This is a genomic window from Halorientalis marina (assembly GCF_023028345.1).
Lineage (GTDB): Archaea > Halobacteriota > Halobacteria > Halobacteriales > Haloarculaceae > Halorientalis > Halorientalis marina.
The window spans coordinates 88,238-103,081 of record NZ_CP095487.1 but is presented as its reverse complement, the minus strand read 5'-3'; the positions used below and the strand labels follow the sequence as shown (position 1 = coordinate 103,081).

The window sequence follows — 14,844 nt, the reverse complement described above, 5'->3', positions numbered from 1 at the left end:
CCGATGGAGACCGTCACCTTCCAGCTCAACTGGGAACCGAACGGCTTCCAGGCGCCGTACTTCCTCGCCCGCGACCGCGGCTACTACGAGGACGAGGGGCTGACCGTCGAGTTCGTCCCCGGCCACGGGTCGCCTTACGCCGCCGAACAGACCGCCGAGGGGCGGGCCGACTTCGGCCTCGCGGGGGCCAGCGCCGTCCTCGCGAAGCGGAGCGAGGGGTACGACCCGCTGGCGGTCGCCGCCGTCACCCAGCGGACCCCGGCGGCGGTCTACACCTTCCGCGACCACTTCGGCGAGAAACTCGAACGGCCCGAACAGCTCGCGGGCCGGACCGTCGCGCCCTCCGCGACCAAGACCCGTATCCTGACCGCGCAACTGCTCGAAGCCGCCGGCGTCCGCGACGAGGTCGACCTTCTGGAAGTGGACCCGAATACCCACCACCGCGTCCAGCACCAGTTGCTCGACGGCGAGGTGGACGCGGCCGTCGGCGTCGTCACGAACGGGACGGAACTCGAGTGGGAACACGACCGGGTGGCCGATGAACTCCCGATCGGGCACCACCTCCCGGTCTACGGGATGACCCTGGTGACGAACCCGGCGGCCGCCGCCGACCGCCCGGAGACGGTGCGCTCGTTCCTGCGGGCCACCGCGCGTGGCTGGGAAGCGGCGACGAACGATCCGGAGGCGGCCGTCGAGGCCCTCGTCGCGCGCAACGCGACGCTCGAACGGCGCCGCGACATCGAGCGGCTGAAATTCGAGACGGCCGCCACCGACCTGCAGATGACCGACGCCGTTGAGGAGCGTGGCTGGGGCAGCCACGAGGGCGACCGCTGGCGGACGCTGGCCGACACCCTGGCAGAGACCGACCTCCTCTCGGGACCGGTGGACCCGGACGCCGCGTGGACGAACGAGTACCGGGACAACGACGCGCCCGTGGTCGACGAGTACGCGGCTCGCATCGACCGGTCCTGAGCGGCCGCCCACTCACTCCGCGGACGCGTCGCCGCCGTCGGACTGATCGTCCGACGAGGCCCCGCTCGCGGCGCTCGCGTGACCGCCGTCGGCGACCATCCGGTCGGTCGCCGCGTCCGAGCGGTCGAGGTACGCCTGTCCCGCCTCGGTGGTCGCGAGCAGGTCGTCGAGGACGTCGGCGTCGACGTGGCGCTTGTGGATCGCGGTCAGCTTCGACTGGTCGAACTCGGCGAAGAGGGCGCCGTGCTCCTCGAAGAGGTCGTGCAACCATGACTGGGCCGCCTCGTCGGAGAGGAACGCCGCCGTGAACTGCCAGTGGCGGCCGCTCGCGACCTCGACGAACGAAACCACGTGGGGATCGGCCAGCAACTCGTCGTAACACGCCTCCCGGTGATCGGCGAAGTGCGTGTAGTCGAGCCCGATCTCACACCGGTAGTACTCCAGTAACCCCTCGTCGGGCAGGGCGGGCTGGTCGAACAGGCCGTCGTCGCGCATCCCTCGCAGGATTTCGTTGACGCGGTTGTGGGACAGCGAAATATCGTAGGTGTCCTCTAGACGGTCGCGAATCTCGCGAACGGACGCGTCGGGGTACTCCAGCCTCGTCTTCAGAATGACGGTGTCGCGGGGGGAGAGCTCGGGGTCGTCAGTGACACTTTCCATCTGACTCGGGTACGTTATGTGTATATTAATCCCTTTTGACTCCACAGACTCGAACTATCATCACGGCTCGCCGTGACGCGGGCGCGCCGCCGCTGTCGCCAGTCTTGCCTCCGGTCGTGTGCTGTAATCTCATACCGTGAAAAGAGTTACATCATCACGTACAGAACTGCCCGGTCGGACGCCATGACGACGGACTACCTCATCCTTCGCGAACTGCCGGAAGCAGTCACACACGATGAACTCGACGACGCGGCCGCGGCCTCGGGGGACGCCCTCGAGGAGATGCGCTCAGAGGGGACGGACATCGAGTGGGTCGAATCGGAGGTAATGACCAACGACGACGACGAGGTCGTCGGAACGTTCTGTCACTACCGTGCAGAGGACCAGGCTGCTATCGAGGAACACGGCGACAGGGCGGGACTGCCCGTGACGCGGGTCACGCGACGCGGCGAACCGCTCGGCGGCGAGTGAGGCAGGCGACTGTACCGAGACGACGCGAGAGGAACGGCCGGGTCCGTGCTCAGTCGGTGCGGATCGGAACGGCCTCCTCGTCACCGGTCTCGGCGTCGCTCTTGTGGAGCACGAACGTCCCCTCCGGTGGGGGCGAGACCTTGAACTCGACCGTCTGTGTCAGTCGGTAGTACTTGCGTTGGCTCGTCTCGTAGTACTCGACGATCCCCGCTTCTTCGAGGGTCTGCAAGTGATGGACGGTACTCTTGCCGTCCATCCCGATTCGCTCCGCCAGCTCGGAGACGTACCGCGGCTCGTCCGAGAGCTCCTGGATGATCTTGAGCCGCGATTTGCTCCCCATCACGTCAAATAGTGACATGGATGCTACTGTGAGCCCTTCACATAAAATAACTGGGAGCACGTCATCCTGAGCGGCGACAGCGCAGTGATTTATGTGCCGCTGGCCGGTGAGTAGTGACATGGTCGAACTTCCGGACAACGACAGCAACGAACAGACGGTCGTCACGGAGGGGTACTTCGAGCGCGAGGTCCGGCTCTCGGGTGCGGCGACGGCCGCGTTCCTGCGCGACCTCGCCGACCAGATCGAGGACGGCAACGACCTCACCGTTTCGAGCGACGAGTGGGAGATTCCGTTCGCGTTTCGCGAGCCGATAGAGGTCGAAGTCGAGTTCATAGGTGACGGGAAACGCGAACTCGAGATCGAACTCGAATTCGACTGGGGGGAGGGGGACCAGAAACTGGACGTGAGCTGACGGTTCACTCACCGAGTGGGACGCCACCGAAGACAGCGAGCGCGATCACCCAGTAGGCGACGTAGAGGACACCGAGCAGGACACCTTGCCACCGCTCGACGTTGCCCCGATAAAAGAAGTACGCGGCGAGCGCCGTCACGACGATCATGAACGGCAGGTGGAAGGTGAGGACCGAATCGGAGATGCTCACATCACTGAGGAACATAATTACGCCGACATTGCCGGTCACCGAGAACAGGACGCTTCCGATGACGTTGCCAACGCCGATCTCGGGGAAGCCTCGGCGGACTGGCTCCAGTGTCAGCATGATGTCCTCGAAGGTGAGAATCAGGGTGAGTATGGTCGCCCCAAAGACGGTCCCGGAGAGGCCGAACCCTTCCATCACGACCCCGGACCCGCCCTCCAGGAGCATGGCCGCGAAGACGATACCGGCGAGTGCCAGGACCGACAGGCCGAGCCACACCAACCCGGAGTCCGCGAGGTCACCGAGAATCCGCTCCTCGGCGATCTCATCGAGCGCCTCCGTACGCGTCGCGGTCCCGCCATCCGAGCGGAGCTGTTTTCCGAATTCCGAGTTCCGGAACACTGGCACGTCGCGCTGGCGCTCTCGGAGGATAAAGTAGCCGAACGCGAAAACGAAAAAGAGGGTCAGGACGACCCCGTGAATGGCCGTCAGCGTCCCGAGCAGCACGAAGGGAACGAGGATGAGCGGTCCGAGGCCGAAAATGGCAATGTAGTCCTTGGGCAGGTCGACCGGGAACGGTTCGACGACCGCCGCGAGCGCGAGCGTTATACCGATAATCGCCAGTCCCGTCCCGAGTGCCGATCCCAGCGCGGCCTCCTCCAGTCCGCCGGCCGACAGGACCAGTGCGAGGATCGTGTCGTCGAACTCGAAGCCGGTGAAGACAATCGCGAGCGCGAACAGCGACATCTTCAGATTGAGCGAGGCCCGTGTGAGGTAACTGATGAGCTTCTCCGTCGACGCCGTCAGGAGCACGACGCCGAAGATCAACACGATCACCGCCCCAATGGTGCCCTGTGACTCGATTGCACCCTCGATTGCACCCTCGATTCCGCCCTCTTCCTCTTCCCCTTCTTCGCCGGCTTCGCCGCTCTCCTGAGCCGCGACGGGCACGACGCACAGTGAGAGAACCAGCAGGCCGACGAGTACGACTGCGGGTGTGCGAGTCTTTTCCATAGACTGTCGGAGAGGGGGACGAATATGAAACCAACTTTTCAGGTAGGGAATCCCATTGAATAATTCTACACGGAGACGCTACACGGGCGGATGGACGTGAAAAAACAGAGGTTCAGCAGTCATCTCCGGTAGGCACTCGCGCACGCTGGTCGGCCGATTCGCGGCGTCATCCTGATCGCCGGGCCGGGATGCTCCTGTTGACGGCGTGTGCCGAGAAACTGATCAGCTACCTCACGCGTGCGGCGTTCGGACTACGGATGTCGCTGTTCGCGCTCGCGGTCTTCGGTGGCGTCCCCCTCGGCGGATAGCCGCTCAGGCTCTCCCGCTGCCGGCGTCGGCCTGCCGGAGCGCGGTCAGGAGCCGCTCCCAGCGGTCGACGGACTGCCAGCCCCAGCCGTGGGCCCGGGCGGTGTCGGCGGCCGCTTCCCGCTCCCGGGCGACCTCGAATCGGCGGCGTTCGGCGTCGACGACGCTGTCGCTCCGTCTGGCGACGGCGCGGGCGGCGTCGGCGGGCGACCCCGTCGCGACCGCGAGGCCGTGCATCGTGCCGACGAGGAACCGCTCGACGATCGCCGGGTCCGCGGCCAATCGGTCCGCCCGCGCCACGAGCGCGGGCCCGGGGACGGGGAAGCGGTCGGCGACGGCCACCGTGTCGACGGTGTACCCGTCGGCTTCGAGTTCGGGCGGGTCGGCGGCCATGCCTGTGACCACGTCGGCGGTTCCGTCGAGCAGTGCGCTCCGTTCTTCCCCGTCGCTGTCGACGATCTCGACCGCGTCCAGGACGCCGGCCTGTGCGAGTAGGAGCCGCGCGAGCTGTGCCGTCTCGGACCCGCTCGGCATCGCCACGGTGCGGCCGGCGAGCTGGTCCAGGTCGGTGAACGGGTCATCGAAGACGGACCGGACGGTGTACAGCACCGTCATCGTGCGCTGGTAGAGCAGGGCGACGGGCACCACCGCCGCGTCCGCTGCGAGCGCCCGACAGAGCGTGGCCGCCCCCGCGATACCCACGTCACACCGGCCCGAGCGGACCCACTCCAGGGCCTCCCCGGAGCCGCGCGCCGCGGTGAACGACACCGCGAGGTCGGCGTCGCGGTACAGCCCCCGCTCGGCAGCGAGAAACAGCGGCGCGTGGAACCCGTTGGGGCGCCAGTTCAGCGCCACCGCACTCTCGCGGACCCCCGCTCCATCTCGGGGCGTACCTTCGACGGCAGCATCGTCCCCGAGGGCGGCCGCGACGGTTCGGGCACGGTCCAGGAGGGCGGCCGCGTGGTGTTCGTAGACGAGCGTGCGTGCCACGTCACGGGCGACTGCACACTCCCACCGTTTGGGCGGTCGGCCCGGCGAGGCGTCGTCGACTGTGGTGGTCGTTACCAGGTCTCGTTCCACCAGGGTCGCGAGCGCGTCCCTGGCCGGGTCGGCCCCCAGGTCGGTCCCGATCCTGACGGCGACGCGGGGCGCCGCGCTCGACACGTCGTCGCGGTCGGCACGGAGCAACAGGTACGCGAGCACGCGAGCGGCGTCACGGTCCAGGCCGACGCCGAGCGCGTCGACCAGCGGATCGTCCTCCGCCGCGAGCACGGGGAACGAACGCGTTTGCATACTCGCACTCTTCGGCGCCACCCCGTATAGGTATCGGCGCTACTCGTCCGAGCGCCGCGACAGCAACGCGGCGACGCTCCCGACGCCGGCGAGTGCGGCCAGCACGCCCAGTCCGGGGCCGGACCCGCTCGTCGTCTCGGCGGCCGCCGTCGTCGGACTGCTGTCGCCACCGCCGTCGCTCCCGTCGCCCTCTGTCGTGGTGGGCGCCGCGGTGGTCGTCGGGGTCGGCGTCGCCGTCGTGGTCGGCTCCGGCGTCTCGGTCGGCTGATCCGTCACGACCACGTCCGTGTTCGACGGGATGCCGTCCCCGGAATCAGGAGAAACGACCTCCACGACGCCCTCCATCGATCCCGGGTGGACCTGGCAGTAGTACCGGGTCATCTCGGCGGTCGCCTCGAACTCCACCCGCTGGATGGCACCCTCTTCGGAGACGATTTCGGTCTCGATCAGGTTGTCGCCGGCGTCGTTCTCGATGACGACGTTGTGCGGTGCCGCGTCGACGTTTTGCCACGCGAGCACGTAGGTTTCGCCCTCGTACAGCGTCAGTGTCGGGTTGTCTTCACCGTCTATCGACGACGGCTCGCGCCCCGTCCAGGCTCTCGTCGCTCCGTCCAAGTAGATATCGACCTCCTGCTGGGTCGCGCTTGCGACGGACACCAACTGGCCAGCACCGACGGCTCCCGCGGTCGCAGCGAGGAACCCTCGACGCGAGATGTGCTCGTTCATGAACCGTCTCCGGATATGAAACACTCACACTTAATTTTCGGGACCCGGGAAAACAGAGACCGAATGATAAACCAGGGATGTATTCTCGACCCAGTCCGGGCGCGTGGGTGCCTGGTCAACGGGGGAATTACAGTATCACATATATCTCTCAGAAGGCGGGAACTCTGAGATAAAATACCGATGAAGGCTAAAATCTGGGGAAAAGTTAAGTGATGCGGGTTGCTCACACGGTACCATGCCACAGGTACACGACCGGAGGCAGATTTCCGACGAGGAACGGCGCCGGTTCCTAAAGGCGCTGGGCGTGGTCGGGGCAACGACAGTGGCAGGGGACTTTACACTGGACCAGATACGCGGCGAGGTCGCCCTGACCGGCGGCAGTGAACTCGCAGCCATCGGCGAGGCCATCCGGAGCGACCTCTCGGGCAGCGTGGACGCGTCACTGCTCGCCTCGGAGATGGCGGGTATCACCGCGTCCATCGGTCGCCTCCCGGAACTGGGAGCCGCGGGACTCCCAGCCGAACAGGGCACGGCCTACCAGGAGTTAACCGAACCCGCGTGGAACGTCCACGAACACCTCGTCGAGATCGGGTTCTTCGCGAGTGCGGAGGAACACATGCCGCCGTTCATCGCGGACCACATCGAGGCGTCGGCCCGACAGCTGGTCGGCACCGGCACGCTCTCGGCGGCGCTCGCGGAGGGCGGGTTCGCGTCGGAGGAGATCGCGACGCTCGCGACGACGGTCGTGAACAACGGCGAGCACCTCGCGAAGTGGAAGCCGACCGCCTTCTACGCACAGGAGGGGGTCGAGGAGTTCGACCCCGCCGACATCGCGCCGCTACACCAGCGGGCGACGGAGGGCGCGCTCCTGTGGATCGACGGGCTGGACCACTGGCTCTGGCAGAACCAGGTACTGCTCACCGAGGAGATGCTCTCGAACGGCATCTGGGACGTCAAGGCGATGCTGGGCGGCTATCAGCTGGTGAGCCAGGCCGCCCACGACATGGCCGAGGGAACGATCTCCGACGAGGAGCTGTCGGCGATGATCACCGCCGGCTCGGCGGTCGCGATCATAAGCCAGGAACACCTGGCCTTCGACGTGGCTCGGCCGACGGACGAAGCACGCGCTCCCAGAGGAGGTGCCTGACATGACCCAGGAATCCGGATCGCTCGACAAGCCGGGCGAGGCGACGATCATTCGCAACGACACCGACGCCATCCCCGAGATGGACGTCACGATGGAGATGCTGCGGAACGCCCAGGACAACCCCGAGGCCTGGTTGCTCTACGGGCGCGACTTCCGCCAGCGGCGCCACATGTCCCAGAGTGCCATCACGAAGGACAACGTCGGCGACCTCTCCCAGGAGTGGCAGATCAACCTCGGGAACCTGCCGGGCGAGTATCAGGGGACGCCGCTGATCGTCCCCACGGACCCGCCGATCATGTACCAGACCAACGGGCCGGATCACCTCCGGGCGATCAACGCCCGCACCGGCGACATCCTCTGGTACTACAACTACGACTCGCTGGCGGAGGTCGGTGATCCCTCGGCCAACCGCGGCGTCACCATCATCGACGACACGGTGTATTTCACCCAGCTCGACATGGGCATCGTCGCGCTGGACCGGTACACCGGCGAGGAGAAGTGGTACTACAACCAGGCACAGGAGTACCGCGGGGAGATGGTCGACGACCCGGACACGGAGATTCACCCGGAGACGAACTTCGTCCGTAACGTCGGGTTCTCCTCCGGAATCCCGCCAATTCCCTACGAAGGCAACCTCCTCAAGGGGAGCTTCGGCGGCGAGTACGGCGTGTCGGGCTGGATCGACGCGGTCAGCACCGACGGCGAACACCAGTGGCGGTTCAACACGACACCCCCGGAGCAGTGGGTCGGCGACGCCTGGCGCCACGGCTCGACGACCGTCTGGCAACCGCCGGCTATCGACCTGGAGAGCGGGACCGCCGTCTTCCCGATGGGCAACCCCGGGCCCGACTTCGACGCGACGGTGCGGCCGGGCTGGAACCAGTACTCGACCGGAAAGCTCGCGCTCGACGCCGAGACCGGTGACTACAAGTGGCACTACCAGGAGTCGCCACACGACTGGTGGGACTACGACTCGCCCTCGCCGCCGATCATCTTCGACGCGGAGGTCAACGGCGAGGAGCGGACCCTGGCGACCTGGGGCGGCAAGTCCGGATGGCTGTTCACCTTCGACGTCGAGACGGGGCAGATGGTCGAGCGCAGCGAGGAGTACGTCGACCACGTCAACATGTGGTCGCTCCCCAAGTACCAGGACCTCGAAGGGACGCCCTGGAACGCGCCGAACCTGCTCGGCGGGACGAACCCACAGCCCCCGTCGTACGACCCCACGACCCAGACGGCCGTCGTCAAGGGGGACAACCGGCCCTGGAAGATCACCTGGACCGACGCGGAGTACGAGGCCGGGAAGCTCTACTGGGGAATGGACGGCAATCAGTTCGCCGTGCCCGGCGAGGACGAGATCGAGGGCTGGAGCGGCGACCCCGGCGTCATCGCCGGCATCGACCCCGTCTCCGGCGAACTCAAGTGGCGGAAGTGGACCGACATCACCGAGTGGGGCGGCGTCATGACGACCGACACCGGCATCACCTTCGCCGGCTCCTCGACCGGCATGTTCTGGGCGCTCGACACCGAGACCGGCGACGTGCTCTGGGAGGACGAGATCGGCGTCGGTCTCGGCGGCGACCCGGTCAGCTGGTACGACCCCGCGGAGGGGAAACAGTACGTCGCCATCCAGGGCGGCGGCGAGGGCCCGCTGGGCGGGTACGGTGAGAAAGGCGACGTGCTCACCGTCTACTCCGTCGAAGCCGAGATGGGTGACGGGAGCGGCGACATGACCACCACGACGAGTTCGGGCGGTGACGACGGTGGCGGCGGCGACGACGGCAACGGTGGCGGCGGTGGCGACACGCCCACCGACGCCTCGACCGGCACGACCAGCGGCTCCGGTCCCGGTCTCGGCGTCCTCTCTGCACTGGCCGGCGTCGGCAGTGCCGCGGCGGGCGTCCTCTCCCGAAAGTCCGGCGACGACGACGAGAACTGATTCGGCTTCGGCAGGCGCGGCCGCGGCCCCGTTTTTCGACTGTCTGAATGCCAGGCCCCCGTGCGAGAGTGGCGACGCGGCGTGAGGGGACGGGACTGACGCCGGGCGTGGACGCGGTCACGCCGTGTCGTCGACGCCGTCGTTCGGGCCGAGGTCCTTCGCCAGCCCTCTCCCCGGCGAGGTCGTCGCAGGTCTCCCTGATGGCGCTGGTCGCGGCATCGAGCCCGAGCCGGTCGAGCGGGTCGTCGGGAACCCCGTTCGTGGGCACGCTCGCGAGTACCGGCGCCGGCCGGTTCAGCCCGCTGACCGCCCGCGACGACCGGCACAAGCCTTGTCACTGAGTACGACGAACGTGTTGACGGGTCCCAATGAGTACGGCAGACCGGTTCATGATGATCGTGCTGCTGTTAATTTTCCTGCTTATCGCGGTCGGGTTCGCACTGGCGGTGGTGTGACTAGGCAACCGCCCTGACGAGCCCGAGGAGTTCGTCGCGGGCCGCGGCGCGGCCGGTCGGGGGACGGTCGTCGGCGGGGGCTGCGGCGAGGAGGTCGCCGAGCCCCTGCACCGGGTACGCGCCGCCGGCGATCCGGAACTCGCCGCCGGTCGTCCACACGGCCAGCCACCCCTCGACGTCGAGGGACTCCGTCGGCGCCTCCCCGCCGAGGGGAAGTCTCGCGGTGAGCTTCGTGAGTCGCGCACGGTCGCCGCCCTCGGTCCGGACCCGCTGGGACCGGCCGCGGTCGACCCCCTCGAACCCACGGGCTGTGAGGTCGTCAGTGAACGCCGACAGTGCCTCCGAGCGGACCGTCGGGAGCATCGACGCGGGACCGATCCCCGGCGCCAGCGCCGGACGAAAGGACAGTGCCGTCGCGAAGAAGAACCGCCAGTAGTCGCCGTCACCGGTGTCGACCAGCCGGTCGCCCCCGTCCGCCGTTTCGGCGGCGCGGGCGAGGGCGTCCGCGGTGCCGGCCGCCGCGAGCGCATCCGCCAGCGCGGCGTCCTCGTAGACGAGCGTGCGGCCGACGACGGCCGCCGTCGGCGTCCGGAAGAGCGTCTCTTCCGTCCGGGCACACAGTCGCCAGTCGCCGCCGAGTCGCTGATCCGGAACCGTCGGGAAGCCGTCGACCATCACCCCCTCTAGAGGCGCGAGGCGGGTGTCCGTTTCGGTCGTCCCAGGACCGGCCCCTGCGGCCGCCCTGCCGTGGCTATCAGCGTTGAAAAACGGGGCGAATCCTCAAGTACGGGCTGTGATGTATGTACGATAATGACGACTTCGGAGCCGGTGGCCCGCGATGCGACGCTACGGGCCGCCGTGTACTGCGGGTCCCCGTACGCGGCGCACCGCGACGCCGTCGAAGCCGCGGTGGGCGGCATCGAGCGGGTCGAGGTCGCGACTGTCGAGTCGCTCGGGGCGCTCACCGCCGGCGACGGCATCGCCGGCGATTTCGCACTCGTCTGTGCGGACAGCGTCGTGGACGTGCCCGCCGGGCCGGTCGTCTGGGTGACGACCGACTCCGACACCGTGCGGGCGGCGACGGACGCGGGCGTGCTCGACGTGTTCACGTGGGCACCGACGGACGACGGCGACCTCCTCGCCGCGCAGTTGCGACACCGGCTCGACGCGACGTTCGGGCCGGCGACGAGCGACGACTCGGCGGCCAGCGCGTCGAAACGCGTCGACGACGGCGTGCTCACCCTCGACAGGGACGCGCGTATCACGCACTGTAACGAGACGATGGCGGCGCTGCTCGAACGGCCCGACGCGGCGCTGGCGGGCGAGTACGTCTGGGATCACGTTCCCGAGTCGGTCGCGGCCGATCTCGAACCCGTGGTCGAGCGCGTCCTGACGGAGGGCGTGACCGTCGGGACGGAACTGTCCCTCGACGAGAAGGGCCAGCGGTTCGTCGTGACCGCGTTCCCGTCGGGCGAGGGGACGGCCATCCACGTCCGGACCCCGAGCGCCGGGACGGACGCGGTGGCCGACCGCGGCCTCTACGAGTACCTCATCGAGACGGTCGGCGACGCCGTCTACATCCTCGACGACGAGGGGCGGTTCACGTTCGTCAACGACGCCCTCTGTGAGATGACGGGCTACGAGCGCGAGACGCTCGTCGGCTCGTCGGTCCACATCATCAAGGACGACCACACGGTCGAGGAAGCGGAGGACGCCCTCCGTGACCTCCTCCGGGAGCGGACGAGTGACGACGGCGACGAGGGCATCTCCATCGCCAAACTCGACGTGGACCTCGTCCGGAAGGACGGCGAACACGTCCCCTGCACCGACCGGATGACCATGCGCCCGCTCGGCGAGGACGGCTCGTTCCAGGGAACCGTCGGGACGCTGCGGGACGTTAGCCGGCAGAAGTACCGGGAGAACATCCTCAGCGGCCTGCTGGAGGCGGCCGGTGAGATGGTCACCGCCGAGACCACCGACGAGGTGGCGGAGAACGTCCTCGAGACGGCCGTCGAGGTGCTCGACATCGACCTGGCGGCCGTCCGGCGGTACGACCCGGACCAGGACGGGCTGGAACTGGTCACCACGACCGAGGCCGTCGACGAGGTGTTACCGGACCGCCCGGTCTACGACCCCGGCGAGGGGCCGGTCGGGCGGGCCTTCACCGAGGGCGAACTCGTCGTCGCGGACGCACTCGACCATATGCCCGATTCGCCCGACGACGTCTCCGGGGGCGTGTACCTCCCGCTCGGCGACAACCGGGTCCTGAGTCTCGGCCAGTCCGACGGCGGCAGCTTCGACGAGGACGAAATCCGGTTCGTCGAGTTGCTCGCGGCGACGGCGACGCCGGTTTTCGACCGCGTCGAGCGCGACCAGGAACGGCGGCGCTACGAGGCGGTCATCGAGGCCGCCGACGATATGCTGTTCACGCTCGACGACGAGGGGCGGTTCACCCTCGTCACCGAATCCTTCGCCGCCGCGCTCGGTGTCGACCGCGAGGAGTTGCGGGGTCGCTCGGTCGAGGCGGTCGTCGACGACGCCGCCGTCGCACAGGCTCTCGCCACGGCGACCGAGTGCGACGCGTCCATCTACGAGACGGACCTGCTGACCGCGGACGGCGAGCGACTGCCCGGGCGCATCTCCGTCGCGCCCATCGAGAGCGAGATCGAGGCCGGGGTCGTCGGGACCGTTCGCGATATCTCGGACCTGCGGTCGGCACAGCGCGAGGCCACCCAGCAACGCCGGCGGTTCACCGAACTGTTCGAGACGCTGACCGACCCCGTCGCGGACCTGCTGTACGCCGACGGCGAAGCCGTCGTCCGGAACGTCAACCCGGCCTTCGCGGCCCTCGTCGACGCCGACGACATCCACGACCGCTCCCTCGCCGCGGTCCGGGAGCGCCTCCCGGCGGGGATCGCGGACGCGCTCGAACCGGTCTCGGACACGGGCGAAGCCATCGAGCGGAACGTCTCGACGCGGACCGACGCCGGCGAGCGCTACTACCTCCTCAAGACCGTCCCCTACGAGGGCGACGACTCACAGCGCGCGTTCGTCATCCTGACGGACGTGACCGACGTGAAACAGCGGGAGACACAGCTCCAGGTGCTCTACCGCATCCTGCGGCACAACCTCCGGAACCGGACGACGGTCATCCAGGGGACCGCCGAGGAGATCGCCAGCCGCGACGAGTCCGGGGAGATCGCCCCGCTCGCGCAACGCATCCTCGACGCGAGCAGGTCGCTCGTGAACGCGAGCGAGACCGCACGCACCGTCCAGGGCGTCCTCGAACAACGCGAACCGGTCGAGTCCGCCCCCGTCGAGCGGGTCGCGGCCGACCTGACCGACAGTATCGGCCGGCAGTACCCCGCCCTCGGCGTCACGGTGACCGCAGACACCACCGGCACCGTCCGCTACAGCGAGGACCTCGTGACCGCCGTCCTCGAACTCGTCGATAACGCCGTCGAACACGGGGCGGCCGACCCGACCGTCGAGGTGGAACTGACCGACGCGCCCGACGGCGGCGTCCGGGTCGCCGTCCACGACGACGGTCCCGGCGTCCCCCGCGAGGAGTGGGACATCGTCACCGGCGGCCGCGAGATCACACAACTCCAGCACGCCAGCGGCCTCGGCCTCTGGCTCGTCAAGTGGGTCGCCGACACCCACGGCGGGACGCTCCGCCTCGAACGCGCCGACGAGGACGGCAGCACCGTCGCCATCGACCTCCCGCGGTGAACCGGCCGCCGCGGGGCGCTTCTCACCCGGTGGGAACGACCGGGTGGCTATATCGTTTCGGCCGACGATCTCCTGATATGAACGGCAAGCGACTCGGCGGGAGCGTCCTCGCCGGCACCCTCGTCTTCCTCGTGGCCGCCATCGGCCTGACCGCCCTGCTCGACCCCTACGTCTGGCCGTCGGCGCTCGTCGCACTCCCTATCGCCGTCGCGGCCGGTGTGATAACCGTCGCCCTGACGCACGCGATCCTGACAGACCGCGCGGCTCGTGCCGGCAACTCGTCGATCGACGGGCCCGACCCGGTCCGCGCCAGGGCCCGACTCGTGGGGGTCGTCGTCGGGAGCGTCGCGTTCGTCGTCGCCGGCTCCGCCGCGGCCGTGGTGGTGAGCGTCGGTCTCGGGTTCTCCGTTCTCGTTGCCCTCCTGTTCGTGGCGCTCCCGGTCGGCCTGTTCGCCGGCGTCGTCGCCGGCCTCGCCGCCGTGACGATCCGCTCCGGGCGCGAGAACGGATCGCGCCCGGTTACCTGACCGGCCTCAGACGCCGAGCCACTCGTCGTTGCGAATCTCGTAGCCGTGCTTCCGGCAGTACTTCGCCGCCTCCCGGCGGACGTCACGCGACCCGGGGAGTTTCCCCTTCTCGCGGATGCGCTCGACGATCCAGTCGGCCATGACGTCGATCCCCTCGTCCTCGTCGACGGCGTCGATGGCTACCAGCTCGCGGAACGTCCGCTCGTAGGCCTCCCGCTGTGACCGTTTGAGGTCGGTGTTTTGGAGTCCCTCGCTCGCTTCGACGATCCGTTTCATCGCGGCCGCGACGGTCGGGCGTGCCACCCGCACGCGGACGGCCTCGGGGGCGTCGAACTGCTCTGTTTCGGTCTCGGGGACGAGGTCCGCGACGGTGTAGTCCCCGTCGGCCGATTCGATCGGCCGGTCGCCGATGGTCTCGACAACCTCCGCCCCCGTCACGGGAAAGGACAGCGCGCCGAGTTCCCGCTCGAGATCGTTGAGCTCCGTCTCCGGGACCGGTGGTTCGGTCTCGTCCATCCGCTCCAGTTCGGCAGCGACGTCCCGCTGTCGCTGGCGGCGGTCGGCCGCTCGCGCCTGATCCTCTCGGCCCTGTTTGTCGTCTGCCATCCGGCGAACTACGTCTCCCACCCGCATAACCCTATGCCGGCGACGAACCAGTCGATAAGA

14 protein-coding genes are annotated in these 14,844 nt (G+C 68.3%); 7 read left to right on the top strand and 7 right to left on the bottom strand.

The window, feature by feature from the left end; all coding sequences use genetic code 11:
• Positions 1–3: 3 nt before the first annotated feature.
• Positions 4–972 carry an ABC transporter substrate-binding protein gene (locus MUG96_RS00585; protein WP_246985564.1) on the top strand — a complete coding sequence of 323 codons (969 nt, stop codon included), beginning with the start codon at positions 4–6 and terminating at the stop codon, positions 970–972.
• Positions 973–984: 12 nt separating this feature from the next.
• Here MUG96_RS00585 and MUG96_RS00580 read toward each other — a convergent pair whose 3' ends face one another.
• Positions 985–1,632: a helix-turn-helix domain-containing protein gene (locus MUG96_RS00580; RefSeq protein ID WP_246985563.1), complete on the bottom strand. Its 648-nt coding sequence runs from the start codon at positions 1,630–1,632 to the stop codon at positions 985–987.
• 183 nt (positions 1,633–1,815) lie between these two features.
• Between MUG96_RS00580 and MUG96_RS00575 the strand changes: the two genes are divergently transcribed.
• Positions 1,816–2,103 carry a nickel-binding protein gene (locus MUG96_RS00575; RefSeq protein WP_246985562.1) on the top strand — a complete coding sequence of 96 codons (288 nt, stop codon included), beginning with the start codon at positions 1,816–1,818 and terminating at the stop codon, positions 2,101–2,103.
• A 49-nt stretch (positions 2,104–2,152) separates the two neighbouring features.
• Here MUG96_RS00575 and MUG96_RS00570 read toward each other — a convergent pair whose 3' ends face one another.
• Positions 2,153–2,461, bottom strand: a complete 309-nt coding sequence (locus tag MUG96_RS00570; protein WP_246985561.1) for an ArsR/SmtB family transcription factor — start codon at positions 2,459–2,461, stop codon at positions 2,153–2,155.
• Positions 2,462–2,561: 100 nt separating this feature from the next.
• On the opposite strand from MUG96_RS00570, the gene MUG96_RS00565 reads away from it, so the two are divergent.
• Positions 2,562–2,855 carry an amphi-Trp domain-containing protein gene (locus MUG96_RS00565; protein ID WP_246985560.1) on the top strand — a complete coding sequence of 98 codons (294 nt, stop codon included), beginning with the start codon at positions 2,562–2,564 and terminating at the stop codon, positions 2,853–2,855.
• A gap of 4 nt (positions 2,856–2,859) precedes the next feature.
• Here the strand turns inward: MUG96_RS00565 and MUG96_RS00560 are convergent, their stop codons facing one another.
• The 3 genes from MUG96_RS00560 to MUG96_RS00550 form a co-directional block, all read right to left on the bottom strand.
• A complete protein-coding gene (locus MUG96_RS00560; protein WP_246985559.1) occupies positions 2,860–4,053 on the bottom strand; it encodes a sodium:calcium antiporter in 1,194 nt (397 codons plus the stop codon).
• Positions 4,054–4,365: 312 nt separating this feature from the next.
• Positions 4,366–5,652 (bottom strand): ABC transporter substrate-binding protein, encoded by a 1,287-nt coding sequence (locus tag MUG96_RS00555; protein ID WP_246985558.1) that lies wholly within the window; start codon positions 5,650–5,652, stop codon positions 4,366–4,368.
• 39 nt (positions 5,653–5,691) lie between these two features.
• Entirely contained in the window at positions 5,692–6,378 is a 687-nt protein-coding gene (locus tag MUG96_RS00550; RefSeq protein ID WP_246985556.1) for a plastocyanin/azurin family copper-binding protein, read from the bottom strand.
• Between the two features lie 235 nt (positions 6,379–6,613).
• On the opposite strand from MUG96_RS00550, the gene MUG96_RS00545 reads away from it, so the two are divergent.
• Entirely contained in the window at positions 6,614–7,525 is a 912-nt protein-coding gene (locus MUG96_RS00545; RefSeq protein WP_246985554.1) for a hypothetical protein, read from the top strand.
• Between the two features lies 1 nt (position 7,526).
• Positions 7,527–9,464, top strand: coding sequence for a pyrroloquinoline quinone-dependent dehydrogenase (locus tag MUG96_RS00540; protein WP_246985552.1), 1,938 nt, complete (start codon positions 7,527–7,529; stop codon positions 9,462–9,464).
• Between the two features lie 455 nt (positions 9,465–9,919).
• Here MUG96_RS00540 and MUG96_RS00535 read toward each other — a convergent pair whose 3' ends face one another.
• Positions 9,920–10,594, bottom strand: a complete 675-nt coding sequence (locus tag MUG96_RS00535) for a DUF6517 family protein (protein WP_246985550.1) — start codon at positions 10,592–10,594, stop codon at positions 9,920–9,922.
• Positions 10,595–10,729: 135 nt separating this feature from the next.
• Here MUG96_RS00535 and MUG96_RS00530 point away from each other — a divergent pair, with 135 nt between their 5' ends.
• Both MUG96_RS00530 and MUG96_RS00525 read left to right on the top strand, forming a co-directional pair.
• Complete coding sequence (locus MUG96_RS00530; RefSeq protein ID WP_246985548.1) at positions 10,730–13,651, top strand: PAS domain S-box protein; 2,922 nt, start codon at positions 10,730–10,732, stop codon at positions 13,649–13,651.
• Between the two features lie 77 nt (positions 13,652–13,728).
• Positions 13,729–14,178, top strand: a complete 450-nt coding sequence (locus tag MUG96_RS00525) for a DUF8147 domain-containing protein (protein ID WP_246985546.1) — start codon at positions 13,729–13,731, stop codon at positions 14,176–14,178.
• Positions 14,179–14,184: 6 nt separating this feature from the next.
• On the opposite strand, the gene MUG96_RS00520 is transcribed toward MUG96_RS00525, so the two are convergent.
• Entirely contained in the window at positions 14,185–14,784 is a 600-nt protein-coding gene (locus tag MUG96_RS00520) for a DUF5789 family protein (protein WP_246985544.1), read from the bottom strand.
• Between the last annotated feature and the right edge of the window lie 60 nt (positions 14,785–14,844).

Excerpts from the sequence above, each read along its gene's own strand:
- MUG96_RS00585 (WP_246985564.1), top strand. The coding sequence starts at position 4 with ATGGAGACCGTCACCTTCCAGCTCAACTGGGAACCGAACGGCTTCCAG.
- MUG96_RS00580 (WP_246985563.1), bottom strand. The coding sequence starts at position 1,632 with ATGGAAAGTGTCACTGACGACCCCGAGCTCTCCCCCCGCGACACCGTC.
- MUG96_RS00575 (WP_246985562.1), top strand. The coding sequence starts at position 1,816 with ATGACGACGGACTACCTCATCCTTCGCGAACTGCCGGAAGCAGTCACA.
- MUG96_RS00570 (WP_246985561.1), bottom strand. The coding sequence starts at position 2,461 with ATGTCACTATTTGACGTGATGGGGAGCAAATCGCGGCTCAAGATCATC.
- MUG96_RS00565 (WP_246985560.1), top strand. The coding sequence starts at position 2,562 with ATGGTCGAACTTCCGGACAACGACAGCAACGAACAGACGGTCGTCACG.
- MUG96_RS00560 (WP_246985559.1), bottom strand. The coding sequence starts at position 4,053 with ATGGAAAAGACTCGCACACCCGCAGTCGTACTCGTCGGCCTGCTGGTT.
- MUG96_RS00555 (WP_246985558.1), bottom strand. The coding sequence starts at position 5,652 with ATGCAAACGCGTTCGTTCCCCGTGCTCGCGGCGGAGGACGATCCGCTG.
- MUG96_RS00550 (WP_246985556.1), bottom strand. The coding sequence starts at position 6,378 with ATGAACGAGCACATCTCGCGTCGAGGGTTCCTCGCTGCGACCGCGGGA.
- MUG96_RS00545 (WP_246985554.1), top strand. The coding sequence starts at position 6,614 with ATGCCACAGGTACACGACCGGAGGCAGATTTCCGACGAGGAACGGCGC.
- MUG96_RS00540 (WP_246985552.1), top strand. The coding sequence starts at position 7,527 with ATGACCCAGGAATCCGGATCGCTCGACAAGCCGGGCGAGGCGACGATC.
- MUG96_RS00535 (WP_246985550.1), bottom strand. The coding sequence starts at position 10,594 with ATGGTCGACGGCTTCCCGACGGTTCCGGATCAGCGACTCGGCGGCGAC.
- MUG96_RS00530 (WP_246985548.1), top strand. The coding sequence starts at position 10,730 with ATGACGACTTCGGAGCCGGTGGCCCGCGATGCGACGCTACGGGCCGCC.
- MUG96_RS00525 (WP_246985546.1), top strand. The coding sequence starts at position 13,729 with ATGAACGGCAAGCGACTCGGCGGGAGCGTCCTCGCCGGCACCCTCGTC.
- MUG96_RS00520 (WP_246985544.1), bottom strand. The coding sequence starts at position 14,784 with ATGGCAGACGACAAACAGGGCCGAGAGGATCAGGCGCGAGCGGCCGAC.